At 71.6% G+C, this 13,640-nt stretch carries 10 protein-coding genes and 2 pseudogenes; 5 read left to right on the top strand and 7 right to left on the bottom strand.

Features of this window, described 5'->3' with window-relative positions:
• Positions 1-980, top strand: a 980-nt coding sequence (locus CV755_RS06780; RefSeq protein WP_241561016.1) for a thiamine pyrophosphate-dependent enzyme, incomplete at its 5' end; no start/stop codon positions are given.
• A gap of 161 nt (positions 981-1,141) precedes the next feature.
• Positions 1,142-1,849 carry a hypothetical protein gene (locus CV755_RS35860; protein WP_241561015.1) on the top strand — a complete coding sequence of 236 codons (708 nt, stop codon included), beginning with the start codon at positions 1,142-1,144 and terminating at the stop codon, positions 1,847-1,849.
• Between the two features lie 6 nt (positions 1,850-1,855).
• Here CV755_RS35860 and CV755_RS06775 read toward each other — a convergent pair.
• A pseudogene (locus CV755_RS06775) lies at positions 1,856-2,722 on the bottom strand (LysR family transcriptional regulator); the annotation flags it as partial.
• Between the two features lie 99 nt (positions 2,723-2,821).
• Between CV755_RS06775 and CV755_RS06770 the strand changes: the two are divergent.
• Complete coding sequence (locus CV755_RS06770) at positions 2,822-3,814, top strand: NADP-dependent oxidoreductase (protein ID WP_109279240.1); 993 nt, start codon at positions 2,822-2,824, stop codon at positions 3,812-3,814.
• Between the two features lie 128 nt (positions 3,815-3,942).
• On the opposite strand, the gene CV755_RS35290 is transcribed toward CV755_RS06770, so the two are convergent.
• The 4 genes and pseudogenes from CV755_RS35290 to CV755_RS06755 all read right to left on the bottom strand — a co-directional run bounded on the left by CV755_RS35290 (position 3,943) and on the right by CV755_RS06755 (position 8,777).
• The gene (locus CV755_RS35290) at positions 3,943-4,308 is read right to left on the bottom strand and encodes a nitroreductase/quinone reductase family protein (RefSeq protein ID WP_193553365.1); all 366 of its coding nucleotides are present in this window, start codon (positions 4,306-4,308) and stop codon (positions 3,943-3,945) included.
• 117 nt (positions 4,309-4,425) lie between these two features.
• Positions 4,426-4,791 (bottom strand): annotated as a pseudogene (locus CV755_RS35285) (DUF2867 domain-containing protein); the annotation flags it as partial.
• Between the two features lie 645 nt (positions 4,792-5,436).
• The gene (locus tag CV755_RS06760; protein ID WP_109279238.1) at positions 5,437-7,071 is read right to left on the bottom strand and encodes an AMP-binding protein; all 1,635 of its coding nucleotides are present in this window, start codon (positions 7,069-7,071) and stop codon (positions 5,437-5,439) included.
• Complete coding sequence (locus tag CV755_RS06755) at positions 7,068-8,777, bottom strand: AMP-binding protein (RefSeq protein ID WP_109279237.1); 1,710 nt, start codon at positions 8,775-8,777, stop codon at positions 7,068-7,070. The genes CV755_RS06760 and CV755_RS06755 overlap by 4 nt, the downstream gene beginning before the upstream one ends.
• A 383-nt stretch (positions 8,778-9,160) precedes the next feature.
• Between CV755_RS06755 and CV755_RS06750 the strand changes: the two genes are divergently transcribed.
• Together CV755_RS06750 and lysA are read left to right on the top strand one after the other, a co-directional pair.
• Positions 9,161-9,565: an SAV_915 family protein gene (locus CV755_RS06750; protein WP_338323621.1), complete on the top strand. Its 405-nt coding sequence runs from the start codon at positions 9,161-9,163 to the stop codon at positions 9,563-9,565.
• A 47-nt stretch (positions 9,566-9,612) separates the two neighbouring features.
• Positions 9,613-10,959 carry a diaminopimelate decarboxylase gene (gene lysA / locus CV755_RS06745; protein WP_422070509.1) on the top strand — a complete coding sequence of 449 codons (1,347 nt, stop codon included), beginning with the start codon at positions 9,613-9,615 and terminating at the stop codon, positions 10,957-10,959.
• A 398-nt stretch (positions 10,960-11,357) separates the two neighbouring features.
• On the opposite strand, the gene CV755_RS34530 is transcribed toward lysA, so the two are convergent.
• Together CV755_RS34530 and CV755_RS06735 are read right to left on the bottom strand one after the other, a co-directional pair.
• Positions 11,358-11,873 carry a hypothetical protein gene (locus CV755_RS34530; protein WP_161968606.1) on the bottom strand — a complete coding sequence of 172 codons (516 nt, stop codon included), beginning with the start codon at positions 11,871-11,873 and terminating at the stop codon, positions 11,358-11,360.
• Between the two features lie 305 nt (positions 11,874-12,178).
• Positions 12,179-13,594 (bottom strand): family 2B encapsulin nanocompartment shell protein, encoded by a 1,416-nt coding sequence (locus CV755_RS06735; RefSeq protein ID WP_109279235.1) that lies wholly within the window; start codon positions 13,592-13,594, stop codon positions 12,179-12,181.
• Between the last annotated feature and the right edge of the window lie 46 nt (positions 13,595-13,640).

Below are 13,640 nucleotides of genomic sequence, written 5' to 3'. Positions count from 1 at the left end.
TGCATATGGGCACCACCGGCATCCAGACCTGCCAGCGCTATGCCAACGCCTCCTTCCTGGAGGCCGATCTGATACTGGCGGTGGGCGCCCGGTTCGGCGACCGGCACACCGGCGCCGACCTCTCCGTCTACCGGGGCGGACGGACCTTTGTCCAGGTGGATGTGGAACCCGGCCAACTGGGCCGGGTGATCGGCCCGGACCTGGGCATCGTCTCCGACGCCCGGCTCTTTCTGGCCGCCCTGCTGACGGCCGCCCGGGCGCGCGGCGCACGGCTGGAAATCGACCCCTGGCGGGCCCGCTGCCAGGAGCTCAAACGCACCCTCGTCCGCCGCGAGGACTTCGACGACATTCCCGTCAAGGCCCCCAGGATCTACCGGGAGATCAATGAATTCTTCGGCCCCGACACCTACTTCGTCACCGCCATCGGCCTCTACCAGATCTGGGGCGGCCAGCACCAGAAGGCATATCTGCCCCGCCGCTACCAGGTCTGCGGGCAGGCGGGCCCCCTGGGCTGGGAGCTCCCGGCCGCCATTGGCGTGCGCACCGCACTGGACGGCCTGAACCGGCAAGCCACCGAAGTGGTGGGCGTGGTGGGCGACTACGGCTTCCAGTACCTGGTCGAGGAGCTGGCGGTGGCCGCCCAGTACGAGATCCCGCTGGTGCTCATCATGCTCAACAACCAGTATCTGGGCCTGATCCGCCAAGCGGAACTGGGCTATGGCATCAACTACCAAGTGGATATCCACTATGACGAGACCGGCACCGACCATGTGGCCCTGATGCACGCCTATGGCTGCTCCGGCCGCCGGGTCACCGACCCCGCCGGGATCCGCCCCGCCCTGCGGTGGGCCCGCGAGGAGGCGGCCCGTACCTCCCGTCCCGCCCTGGTGGAGATCATGATCGAGCGCGAGGCCAACACCCCGCACGGCCCCGACATCGACACCGTCCGCGAGTTCGAAGCCCTGCCGGACGCCCCGTAGCGCGGGGCAGCGGCCCCATGCGGTCCCGCCACTCGGCCGCGCCCGATCCCGGCAACCCGCATCCCAAACCCACGCCTTCCCCCATTCGCTCCCCAACCGCCGCCCATTTCCTGGACGATGGGTGGCCCCCCGAAAAATGCAACCCGTTCGCTGGAGCGACGATGGCCAAGCGCGTGCCGGTGCACTGCCCGATGTGCCACCGGGAGCACTCCTACACTCCGCCCACCTTCCCGTGCGCCTGTGGCACCCCCCTCACCCTGCCCGTACCCGCCGACGCCTGCCCCGGCGTCCTGACCTCCCGCAGCTGGCGCGACTCCTGGGTCACCGTCCGCTGCCCCGACTGCGGCACCCAAGGCCAGTGGCCCAGGCCCGAGTTCGGCTGCGCCTGCGGCGCGGTGGTCCAGCTGCCGCTAGCCCAGGAACCACGCGCCCAGGAACCACGCGCCGAGACCCCGGCCCGCCACGGCCGGACCCGCCCGGCCTTCCGCCCGGTCACCATCCGCACCGAACGCGACGCACTGCTGGCCGCCGAACGCTATCTGCGCTGGCTGGGCTTCGCCCGGGTACGCCGCACGGACAACTGCGCCGCCCACGCCCGGTCCGCCGTCGTGGACCTGCGGGCCGAGGGCCTGGTGGTCCGGGTGGACTCCACCACCCTGCCCACCACCGTGCGCGATATCGAGTGCCTATGGCTGTACGGGCTCGCCGAGGACGCCACCGCCCTGTGCTTCTCGGTGGCCGGCTACACCTATGACGCCCGCTGCCGCGCCGATGCCCTGGGCCTGCCCCTGTTCGTCCTGGACCTCACTGGCGCCCCACGCCCGCTCAACGACCCGGCCGAGCGGCTGACCGGGGGCCGCCAAGGCTGAGCACTCCGCCCGCAGTTCCCGGATCAGCGCCCTGACCGCGGCACCGCGCGCCGCCTCCACCGTGGTCACATAGCCGACGCTCCGCACCGGACGGCCCGGCCCCGGATCCCGCACGGTCACCCCCGCCGGTGCCGAGGCCAGCGCCAGGGCGGGCATCACCGCCATGCCCACCCCCCGGGCCACCAGTGACAGCACCACACTGTCATCGGCCGCGTCCAAGGTGGTGGCGGGCATCCAGTCCTGCCCGGCCCACCAGGCACGGGTGTACGAACCACAGTTCTCGGCCCAGTCCACCAACGGCAGGGTGCGCGGCGCCGGATGGCCCTTCGGATGCACCAGAAAGTACGGCTCCGCCAGCAGCGCCCCGGACACCAGCCCGGAGGGGAGCCCCTGGGAACCGTCCAGGGTGGCGATGCCCAAGTCCGCGCGGCCATCGGCGACTTCACCGGCCGTGCCCCGGCCCAGCTCCCGGACGATCAGCACCTCCGGCGCCAGCTCCGGATGGGCGGCGGTCAGCCGCGCCACCACCCCCGGCAGCAACTGGGCGGCGGCACTGCGGAACGCCGCTATCCGCAACGGCCCGCGCAGCGCCCCGTCACCGGCCGCGGCCCTGGTCTCGGTGGCCATCACGGACAGCAGCCGCAACACCCGGCGGGCGTGCCCCACCGCCACCGCCCCGGCCGGGGTCGGCCGGGCGCCATGGCGGCCCCGGTCGAAGAGGACCGCGCCCAGCTTGCGTTCACAGGTCCGTACCGCCTGGGAGACCGCGGGCTGGGTCAGCCCGAGCCGGGACGCGGCCGCGGTGAAACCGCCCGTCTCCGCGACGGCCACCAGCAGGCGCAGTTCCACAACGGAGAGTTCTTCCTGGGGCACCGGGTGACTGTACGTCCATCACCGCCGCTTATGGAAGCCCTTGATCCATCACCCGGCGGGGCTGGGAGCACCGCCCGTCCCCCGCCTAGCGTCCCTTCCATGACCAGCACTCTTCGCGCCATCCACCAGATCTCCCGCCCCCAGGGCATGCCCGCCCCCGGCGACTTCGCCTTTGTCGAGGAGCCCTTGCCCGCCGTGGCCCCCGGCACCGCCCTGGTGGAGAACCTCTATCTCTCCGTGGACCCCTATATGCGCGAGCAGATGGACGGCGGATGGCCGCTGCATGCCCCGCTGGAGGGCCGGTCCGTCGGCCGGGTCCTGGACTCCCGCGACCCGCGACTGCCCGAGGGCGCCCTGGTCTTCCACCGGGCGGGCTGGCGCACCCACGCCCTGGTCTCCCGCAACGACCAGGCCCGCGTCCTGCCCGGCCACCAGGGCGTGCCGCTCACCGCCCACCTCGGCATACTGGGCGGCACCGGGCTGAGCGCCTATGTGGGCCTGGCCCATGTGGCCCGGGTCCGCCCCGGTGACACGGTGTTCATCTCGGCGGCGGCCGGCGGGGTGGGCAGCGCGGCCGGACAGCTGGCCCGGCTGCTGGGCGCGGACCGGGTGATCGGCAGCGCCGGCTCAGCGGCCAAGGTGGCCCATCTCATTGACCACTTGGGCTTTGACGGCGCCTTCGACTACCACGACGGCCCGGTGGCCGAGCAGCTCGCCCAGGCCGCCCCCGAGGGCATCGACGTCTGCCTGGACAACGTCGGCGGCGACCATCTGGCGGCCGCCATCGGCGCCATGCGCCCGCATGGGCGGATCGCCTGGTGCGGGGCGGTCGCCCAGTACAACTCCGCCCGGCCGCCGGCCGCCCCGTACAACCTCTATGACCTGGTGGAGAAGTCCATCCGCCTGGAGGGCTTCCTGGTCCGCAACCACCGCGACAAGCAGGGCGAGTTGGAGGACTTCCTCGTCCCCCATCTGCGCTCCGGCCGGGTGGTGCCGGCCGAGACGGTGGTGGAGGGCTTCGACCACATGGTCAGTGCCTTCCTCGGCATGCTGAAGGGAGCCAACCTCGGCAAGATGCTGGTCCGCCTCTAGGGGGCGCGCGAAACGGTTCCGGGCGCCCCTTCAGGGGCGCGGGGCGGCGACAGCATGCGGCTCCGCCGCGTGGGCGCGATCAGCCACGCACGGCCCGCACTTCGAGGCGCCACCCGCACCCCCACGTTCTATCCCCGATCCAGCTCCACCCGCACCGTCAACAACGCATCCCCGAAGGCCCGCACAGCCGCGCTGTTGAACCTGGGAAGCGCACGCAGCCGCGCCCGTGCGTCATCCTCCGGCATCAAATACGCCGTACCGGCGTACCACTTGCCCCGGATACGGACCCGGACCCGGGGGTCCGCCTTGATATTGCGCACATACTGCGACTTCTCCCCGAACTCGGAGACCAGCCAGAACACCTCTCCGACCCGGCGCCCGCCGACCGGAGTGCGCCTCGGCAGGCCCGATTTACGACCGGTCGTTTCCAGCAGCACCTGGCCCGGCACCCGGCGGGCGAGCGGATTGGCGATCCGCCGCTGGACAGTGGTCATCACCCGGAACTTGGTGCCGGTGCCGCCCTCCCTCCCGGCCGCCCGCTCCAGTAGCAACGGCACCGTCCGGTGGTGCACCGGCGCGGCAAGGGACCACAACAGACGCCCGGTTGGCGTCCGGAACCGGACATGGGTCGCCCACACCACCTCCGCCTCGCGGACCAGCACCGCGTTGCGGGTGGTAAGCATGCGCGACCGCGATTCAAGGGTGATGGTTTCGGACCCGGACCGGGTGACGGGCCAGCCCAGGACATGCCGGGGCGAGGTCTTCGGCCCCAGCCGCAGGCCGAGCCCCAGCCGCCACCCGGCGGACAGAACCCACCGCACCGGCACCGGCGCCCCCTCGAACACCGCCCGTGCCCACCCCTCGGGCGTCCGCGACCGCGCCCGGCGGGTGGGCACGGCAAAGGCCGACGCGTAATCGACTCCGGGGAGTTGGAGTTCCTGCGGCACTCTCACCCGGCGTGCGCGCGCACTGCTCATGGGACGACTCCTTGGGCAAACACCTGACGTGGACGGCGGGTTGATCCACTCCCACGGTACGCGGCCGGTCATCCACGGCGGGAGCCGACCCACCGGTCGCTGCGGCAACCAACCGCACACAAGTACGCCCAAACACCAAAGAGTTGAGCTCCCTTATCGCGAAGTGCGCTCAACCGCCTACAGCGTGTAGCGTTCTTCTCGGCGCTTCCGGCGCCCCCTCCTAGAGGAGGCCCCGCTCATCGGGCTTCTCCTGCTGGGAGTCCGAAGTTACGGGCTCCTCCGGCGCCGCCCAACCGGTAAAGGGCGGCAACCCGATGAGGAGGGGGTGCCCATGGGGCGCCACCGGAAGAAGCCGCTGATCGAGCGGATCGCAGCTGTGATCCGTGAATTCGGGAGGTGGCTTATTGGTCGGTGACCGGCAGCCCTCACACTAGCTGAGGGCTCCCGGTCGGTAACCGACCTCTTCCAATCGGCCCTCGTCCTACGGAGTACCGGTCCGTGGGCGGGGGCCACCTTCGGTTGTGTCGCCTTGACGGTTACTGCATCACCGGCCTAGCCAGGGCTCGGTGTCGTCAGGAGGAGACACCGCGCCCACCATAGCCAATCCTCCATCCGGCCGCGACCGAGCACCCGGAAAATTCACCCTCACCGAACCACCGCCAACTCCTCCACCAGCGCCGCCCCCTCCTCCCGCAGCTCCACCTTGCGTACCTTCCCGCTCACCGTCATCGGGAAGGACTCCATGATCCGCAGATAGCGCGGCACCTTGTAGTGCGCCAGCCGCCCCCGGCAGTAGCGGGCCAGTTCGTCCCGGCTGAGGATGTCGGCGGGGTTGCGCAGGATCACACAGGCCATGATCTCCTCGCCGTACTCATCGTCCGGCACCCCGACCACCTGTACATCGGCGATCTTGGGGTGGGTGTGCAGGAACTCCTCGATCTCCCGCGGATAGACGTTCTCCCCACCCCGGATGATCATGTCCTTGCTGCGGCCGACGATCCGCAGATAGTCCTCCTCGTCCATGACGCCCAGATCACCGGTGTGCATCCAGCCGGCCTCGTCCACCACCTCGGCGGTGCGCTCCGGGTCGTTCCAGTAGCCGGCCATCACCGAATAGCCCCGGGTGCACACCTCGCCCGGCTCGCCGCGCGGCACCGTCTCGCCGGTGTCCGGATCGACCAGCTTGATCTCCAGGTGCGGCAGCACCCGGCCCACCGTGCCGGTGCGGCGGTCCAGGTCGTCGTCGCGGCGGGTCTGGGTGGAGACCGGGGAGGTCTCGGTCATGCCGTAGCAGATGGTCACCTCGTCCATATGCATCTCGGCGACCACCCGCTTCATCACCTCCGCCGGGCAGGGCGAGCCGGCCATGATCCCGGTGCGCAGCGAGGAGAGGTCATAGGTGGCGAAGTCGGGCAGGTTGAGCTCGGCGATGAACATGGTGGGCACGCCATAGAGCGAGGTGCAGCGTTCGCGTTCCACGGCGTGCAGGGTGGCGGTGGGGTCGAAGGTGGGGGCCGGGATGACCGTGCAGGCGCCGTGCGAGGTGGCCGCCAGATTGCCCATCACCATGCCGAAGCAGTGGTGATAGGGCACCGGCAGACAGACCCGGTCCTCCTGGGTGTAGCCCAGCAACTCGCCCACCCAGTAACCATTGTTGAGGATATTGCGGTGGGAGAGGGTGGCACCCTTGGGGAAGCCGGTGGTGCCGGAGGTGTACTGGATGTTGACCGGGTCCTCGCAGCGCAGCTTGCTCTCCCGTTCGGCCAGCCGCTCCGGGGCCACCCCGGCGCCCAGCCGCACCAGACCGTCCCAGGTGGAGTCGCCGATATAGACCACATCGCGCAGCGCCGGGCAGCCGGAGCGCACCTGCTCCACCATCCGCCGGTAGTCACTGGTCTTGTACTCGGTGCAGGAGATCAGCACCGAGATCCCGGCCTGGCGCAGCACATAGGCCAGTTCATGGACGCGGTAGGCCGGGTTGATGGTGACCATCACGGCGCCGATGCGTGCGGTGGCGTACTGGACCAGCACCCACTCCGGGCAGTTGACGGCCCAGATGCCCACCCGGTCTCCCTTGGCCACGCCCTTGGCGAGCAGGCCCAGCGCCACCTCTTCCACCGCCCGTGCGAACGACGAGTACGTCCATCGGCGCCCGCCCTGCACATCCACCAGGGCCTCGCGTTCACCGAACTCCTCGGCGATACGGGCCAGATTGGCGCCGATGGTCTCCTGGAGCAGGGGGGCATCGGCGGGGCCTGCCGCGTACGAGGGTGTGCTCACCGGTGGTCTTCCTCTCTGTACTCGGTGCCACCGCCCTGCGCGGTGTGCTCTCGCAGGACGTTGCGGCGGATCTTGCCGGATACGGTCTTGGGCAGCTCGCCGAACTCCAGCCGGCGGATGCGCTTGTAGGGGGCAAGGGTGGCGCGGGAGTGGGCGAAGAGCGCGGCGGCGGTCCCGGGACCCGGTTCCCAGCCCTCGGCCAGCACCACATAGGCCTTGGGCACCGACAGCCGCACCGGGTCGGGGGCGGGGACCACTCCGGCCTCGGCGACGGCCTCGTGCTCCAGCAGGGCGCTCTCCAGCTCAAAGGGCGAGATCTTGTAGTCGCTGGATTTGAAGACATCATCGGTGCGGCCGATATAGGTGAGGTAGCCCTCGGCGTCCCGGGAGGCGATGTCACCGGTGCGGTAGTAGCCGTCGGCCATGGCCTCGGCGGTGCGCTCCGGCTCGCCCGCGTAGCCGGTCATCAGGCCGACCGGGGCGGAGGCGAGGTCCAGGCAGATCTCGCCCTCCTCGGCCGGGCGGCCGGTGACCGGGTCCAGCAGCACCACCTCGAAGCCGGGCACGGGACGGCCCATGGAGCCCGTTTTCAGCGGCTGGCCGGGCGAGTTGGCGATCTGTACCGAGGTCTCGGTCTGCCCGAAGCCGTCCCGGATGGTGACGCCCCAGGCGCGCCGTACGGTCTCGATCACCTCGGGGTTGAGCGGCTCCCCGGCGGCGACCGCCTCCCGGGGCGGGGTGCGCAGGGTGCTCAGGTCGGCCTGGATGAGCATCCGCCAGACGGTGGGCGGGGCACAGAAGCTGCTCACCCCGGCGCGGTCCATCTCGGACATCAGCCGGGCGGCGTCAAAGCGGGTGTAGTTGTGGACGAATACGGTGGCTTCCGCGTTCCACGGGGCGAACAGGCTGGACCAGGCGTGCTTGGCCCAGCCCGGGGAGGAGATATTGAGGTGGACGTCACCGGGGCGCAGACCGATCCAGTACATGGTGGACAAATGGCCCACCGGGTAGGAGAGATGGGTGTGCTCCACCAGTTTGGGGCGGGCGGTGGTGCCTGAGGTGAAGTAGAGCAGCAGGGTGTCCTCGGCACGAGTGGGGCCGTCGGGGGTGAACTCCTCGGACGCCCCGGCGCTGTCGGCATAGCGCCGCCAGGACGCCGCCGGTGCGCCGCCCCCGGCGACCGGGGTACGGTCACCCACCGCGATCCGGGTGTAATCGCCGGGCACCTGGGCGAACTTGCCGGTGTCCTCGGCCCGTACCAGCACATGGCGGGCCCGCCCGCGGGTGATGCGGTCGGTGAGGTCCGCCGGGCCCAGCAGCGGGGTGGCCGGGATGACCACCGCGCGCAGTTTGATCGCGGCGAGCATGGTCTCCCACAACTCGGCCTGGTTGCCCAGCATCACCACCAGACGGTCACCGGCCCGTACGCCCTGGGCGCGCAGCCAGTTGGCGACCTGCGCGGAGCGGCGGCGCAGGGCGTCGAAGGAGAGCCTGGTCTCGCGGCCGTCCTCCTCGGCGATCCACAGGGCGGTGCGCTCATTGCCCAGTGCCATGGGATCGAACCAGTCCAGCGCCCAGTTGAACTCCGCCGGGCGCGGCCAGGCGAAGCCCGCGCGGGCCTTGGCGTAGTCCTCGCGGTGGTCCAGCAGAAAGTCCCTCGCCGCACGGAATTCCGCGGCCGCCGCGGCCGGTTGCGCTGCCGTCACTTGATCCTCCAGGTTGCCGGGCGAGTCGGCGACCCGCTGTGAGCATCGTGCGACGTTGATCGCCGGGCCGCCAGCCCCACGGCGCACTGTCCGCGCCTCGCGAACACGGCCATGACGCCCCGTGCCGCGATTCTTTCAAATTCTTTAACTGCCCAGCGCATCGCGGTAGTGGGATCCGGCGCATGGCCGGGGCGCACACCCGGCGCACGGATGCATCGACGGGCCGCGTCAACACGTGCGCTGAATCAACAGCATGTCAATGCGCCGTCAAGGGACCCGGCGACCGGGTCAACACCCTGTCAAGGAAACGGTCGTCCACCGGCGAACCGGGCATAGCGTGACCGTCGCACGCTCCCTCCCACCTTCGAGGACCCGTTATGCACGTGAGCCGAACCCCCGCGGAAGCAGCCGCCGTGGCCGCCGTCAACAGCCCGCAGACCGAGGCCGGGGAGCCGGGCGGAGAGCCCTCCCATCCCGTCCGGCTCCCCTCCGGCCCGGCACCGGCGCTCTACGTCCCGGTGCGCCCCTGCCCCTCCGGTTTCACCCTCCGCGTCTTCCGCACCCCCCTGGGCGAGCGCACCGCCGTCGCCTTCACCAGCGGCCGGCTGCTGGCCGACTGCCTGGGCCCCCGGCAGGCCGCCGTCCGCCTCTCGCTGCCCGCGGTACGGGCCCTGGCCGCCCCGCTCGGCATCACCGGGGTACGCATCGACCCCCAGCTGACCGCTCCCCCGGTCCGGCCCCCGGCCATGGACTCCCCGGCCGCCCTGCTGCCGACCTTCCCCGGCTGACTCCTCACCCGTTCCGCGCCTTGAGCACCCCCAGAAGGAGTCCCTCCGTGTCCCTTCCGCTCGCCCCCGTCCCCCTCCCGCCGCTGCCCCGGGAGCCCGGACGGGCCCCGGTCTGGCCCGCCTCCACCCATCCGCTGCCCTCGGGCGACCTGGCGGTGGGCGGGATCGCGCTGGCCGAACTCGCCGACCGCTTCGGCACCCCCTGCTACCTCATCGACGAAGACGAGGTACGGGCCAGAGCCCGCGCCTGGCGCGGCGCCCTGCCCGAGGCCGATATCGCCTACGCGGGCAAGGCTTTCCTCTCCCGCGCCATGATCCGCTGGATCGAGGAGGAGGGCCTGCACCTGGATGTCTGCTCGGTGGGCGAACTGGACCTGGCCGCGCATGCCGGGTTCCCCACCGAACGGATCGTGCTGCACGGCAACGCCAAGAGCCCGGTGGACCTGAGCACCGCGCTGCGGCTGGGCGTGGGCCGGGTGGTGATCGACGGCACCGGGGAGATCGCCCGGCTGGCCGCCCTGGTGCCGCCCGGCGCCCGGCAGAAGGTACTGATACGCGTGGTGCCCGGGGTGGAGGCCGGGGCGCATGCGGCGGTGCGCACCGGAATGGAGGGCCAGAAGTTCGGCCTGCCGGTGGCCGGCGGCGAGGCCGAGGAGGCCATCGCCCGCGTCCTGGGCCAGCCCCGTCTCCAACTGGTGGGCCTGCACTGTCACTTGGGCTCGCAGATCGCCTCGCTCTCCCCCTATGTCACCGCGGTACGGCGGATGACGGAGCTGCTGGCCCGGGTGAGGGACGTCCATGGCGTCACCTTCCCCGAACTCGGCCTGGGCGGCGGCTTCGCCATCGCCTACCGGGACGGCGAACCCGCCATCGACCCCGCCGCCTATGCCGAGCGCGTCCCGGCCGAACTCACCGCCCGCTGCGCGGAATACGGCCTTCCGGTGCCCCGGCTCTCGGTGGAGCCCGGCCGCTGGATCGCGGGCCCGGCCGGGGTGGCGCTGTACCGGGTGCTGGCCGTGAAGAAGTCCGGCGCCCGCGTCTTTGTCGCCGTGGACGGCGGCATGAGCGACAACCCCCGCCCCGCCCTCTATGGCGCCCGCTACACCGTCCGCCTGGTGGGCCGCTCCTCCGACGCTCCCGCCCACACCGTGACGGTGGTCGGACGGCACTGCGAGGCCGGGGACATCCTGGCCGAGGAGGTACCGCTGCCCGCCGACGTCCGCCCCGGCGACCTGCTGGCCGTACCGGCCGCCGGCGCCTACCAGTTGTCCATGGCCGCCCCCTACAACCTGGTCGGCCGCCCACCGCTGGCCGCCGTCTCTGCGGGCCGGGCCCGGCTGCTGCTGCGCCGGGAGACGGCCGAGGATCTGCGCAGCCGCGATGTGGGGGCGTAAGCGGCGCCGGCTCCCCTATAAGTAGGGCGCCCGTCAAGGCCGTTCACGCCATCGGGGGAATCACAGCGCTAACCGGGCTGATTCCACGGCTGGTTGAGCAGTCTGTGTCTTTGTGAGGGGATGGCTGAAAGCCGGGTATGCGGTGACGCTGGGGACGACCGCCGTGCTGGCATTCACGGGCACGGCGGCCGCCGACGATGTGGACGCGCATGCGTCACTGCCGGGGAACGCGGTGAACGCGACCGTGCACCGGGTGCCGAGACTCCTGCCCAACCACCCGCCTTCGCATCTCACCGCCAATCTGGCGGGGGGCGCGGTGCGGGCGAGCGTCATCGACACAGGTACCGGAAGCGTGTGTGTCAGCGCTCATGCGGTGCTGGTGGACGTGGCCTTGGGCATCAACAGCGCCGGCTGCACCCCGGCACCGGGCGCACCGGCCCCGCCTGCGCCCGCACCGCCCGCACCGGCGCCACCCGCACCGGCCCCACCGGCACCCGCACCACCGGCTCCAGCTCCGCCCGCACCGGCGCCACCGGCACCAGCTCCCCCGGCACCGGCTCCGCCCGCACCCGCACCGCCTGCGCCCGCGCCACCCGCACCCGCACCACCGGCTCCAGCTCCTCCGGCTCCAGCTCCTCCGGCTCCGGCGCCACCAGCACCCGCTCCACCAGCACCGGCGCCTCCCGCACCGGCCCCACCAGCACCCGCACCGCCCGCACCAACCCCACCGGCGCCCGCGCCCCCCGCGCCCGCGCCCCCCGCGCCCGGCCCTGGCGCCCCCGGCCCGGGTGCGCCAGCCCCAGGCGCACCGGCACCGGGTGCGCCCGCGCCCGGTGCGCCCGCTCCGGCCGCTCCGCCCCGCGCCGCGGCTCCCGCCCCCAACACCCCACCCACTCCCCCGACTTCGCCCGCACCCAGCACCCCGGCGCCCACGCCCCCCACCCCGCCCACGCCCTCCCACCCGCATTCGCCCGCGCACCGGTTCCTCTACCGGGCCGCTCTGCCCGAGGCGCGCAAGCCGGGCGCCAAGAGCACCAGGATCGTCACCTTCGCCCTCCTGCTCACCGCCCCGGCCGTGCTGGCCGCGGCCCTGCTGCGCCCCCGCGGCCGGCAGGGACGCCAGCAGTGAGCCAGGCGAGCCGACCGCACATAACGGATAAGTGGTCGGGGACCTGTCGGTCCCCGACCACTTATCCGTTACCTGTGCGCGCCCCGCCGCTCAGACCGCGTGGTTGGCGGCCACCTCACAGTTCTCCAGGATCCCGATCGCATCGGGCACCAGCACCGCCGCCGAGTAATAGGTGCTCACCAGATAGGAGATGACGGCCTTCTCGTTGATGCCCATGAACCGTACGCTCAGGCCGGGTTCGTACTCATCGGGGATCCCGGTCTGGTGCAGCCCCACCACGCCCTGCTCCTCCTCACCGGTGCGCATGGCGATGATGGAGGAGATGCATCCGCCCCCGTTCACCGGAATCTTGTTGCAGGGGAACAGCGGTACGCCGCGCCAGGCGGGCACATGGTGGCCGGCCACCTCCACCGGCTCGGGGTAGACGCCCCGCTTGTTGCACTGCCGCCCAAAGGCGGCGATGGCCGTGGGATGCGCCAGCAGCACCCGGGTGCCGCGCCGCATGCTCAGCAGCGCGTCCAGGTCGTCGGGGGTGGGCGGACCGGAGTGGGTGGAGATGCGCTGGTCGTAGTCTGCGTTGTGCAGCAGCCCGAACTCGCGGTTGTTGACCATCTCGTGTTCCTGGCGCTCGCGCAGCGCCTCGATGGTGAGCCGGAGTTGCTGCTGCACCTGGTTCATCGGTTCGTTGTAGAGGTCGGCCACCCGGGTATGCACCCGGAGCACCGTCTGGGCGACGCTCAGCCCGTACTCCCTGGGCGCCAGTTCATAATCGACGAAGGTGCCGGGCAGCACCGGCTCGCCCGAGTGCCCGGAGGCCAGGGCCACATCGGCCTCGCCCTTGCGGTTGACCGATTGCTTGGTGGTGGCCAGGTAGTGGTCGATGTGGGCGCGGAACTCCGGTGAGCGGTCCAGGAGTTCGCGGACGGCGCTCCAGTTCACCGCGAGCACCGTGCCGGCGGTGGCGGCGGTGACGGTCTCATGCCAGACCGGCTCCGACTGGCGCAGTGCCTCTTCGCCCAGATGGTCGCCGTCGGCCAGCACTCCCACTCGCTGGACGGTGCCGTACTTTCCGGTGGTGATCCGGTCCAGCTTGCCGTGCGCGACCAGGAACACCTCCTCGATCGGCCGGCCCTCCTCCACCAGCACATGCCCGGCGTCGAAGTCCCGCTGGACGAACCGGGAAGCCAGTTCGCGCAGCAGGCCCTCGTCCCGGAAGCCGCGCAGCGGGGGCAGCTCGGCCAGGGTCTCCGGCACCACCTTGACGTCCGCGCCGGTCTTGAGAAAGCTCACCCGGCCCCGTCCCACCGCATAGGACAGCCGGCGGTTGACCCGGTAGGTGCCGCCCCGCGCCTGCACCCAGGGCAGCGTACGGAGCAGCCAGCGGGAGGTGATCCCCTGCATCTGTGGTTCGGACTTGGTGGTGGTGGCGAGGTTCCGTGCCGCCTGGGTGCTCAGGCTGAGCCTGGGGTCGTCGGCCGGCTGGTCGTGTTCCACCGCGGTGGCCATGGGAATTCCCCTCCCGGTCGTCCATTGGGGCGCGTCCATGAGGAAG

The organism is Streptomyces orinoci (assembly GCF_003121295.1).
In the GTDB taxonomy this organism is placed as follows: Bacteria; Actinomycetota; Actinomycetes; order Streptomycetales; family Streptomycetaceae; genus Streptomyces; species Streptomyces orinoci.
Note: the sequence above shows the minus strand (reverse complement) of the source record. Positions and strands in the feature narration are given on the sequence as shown.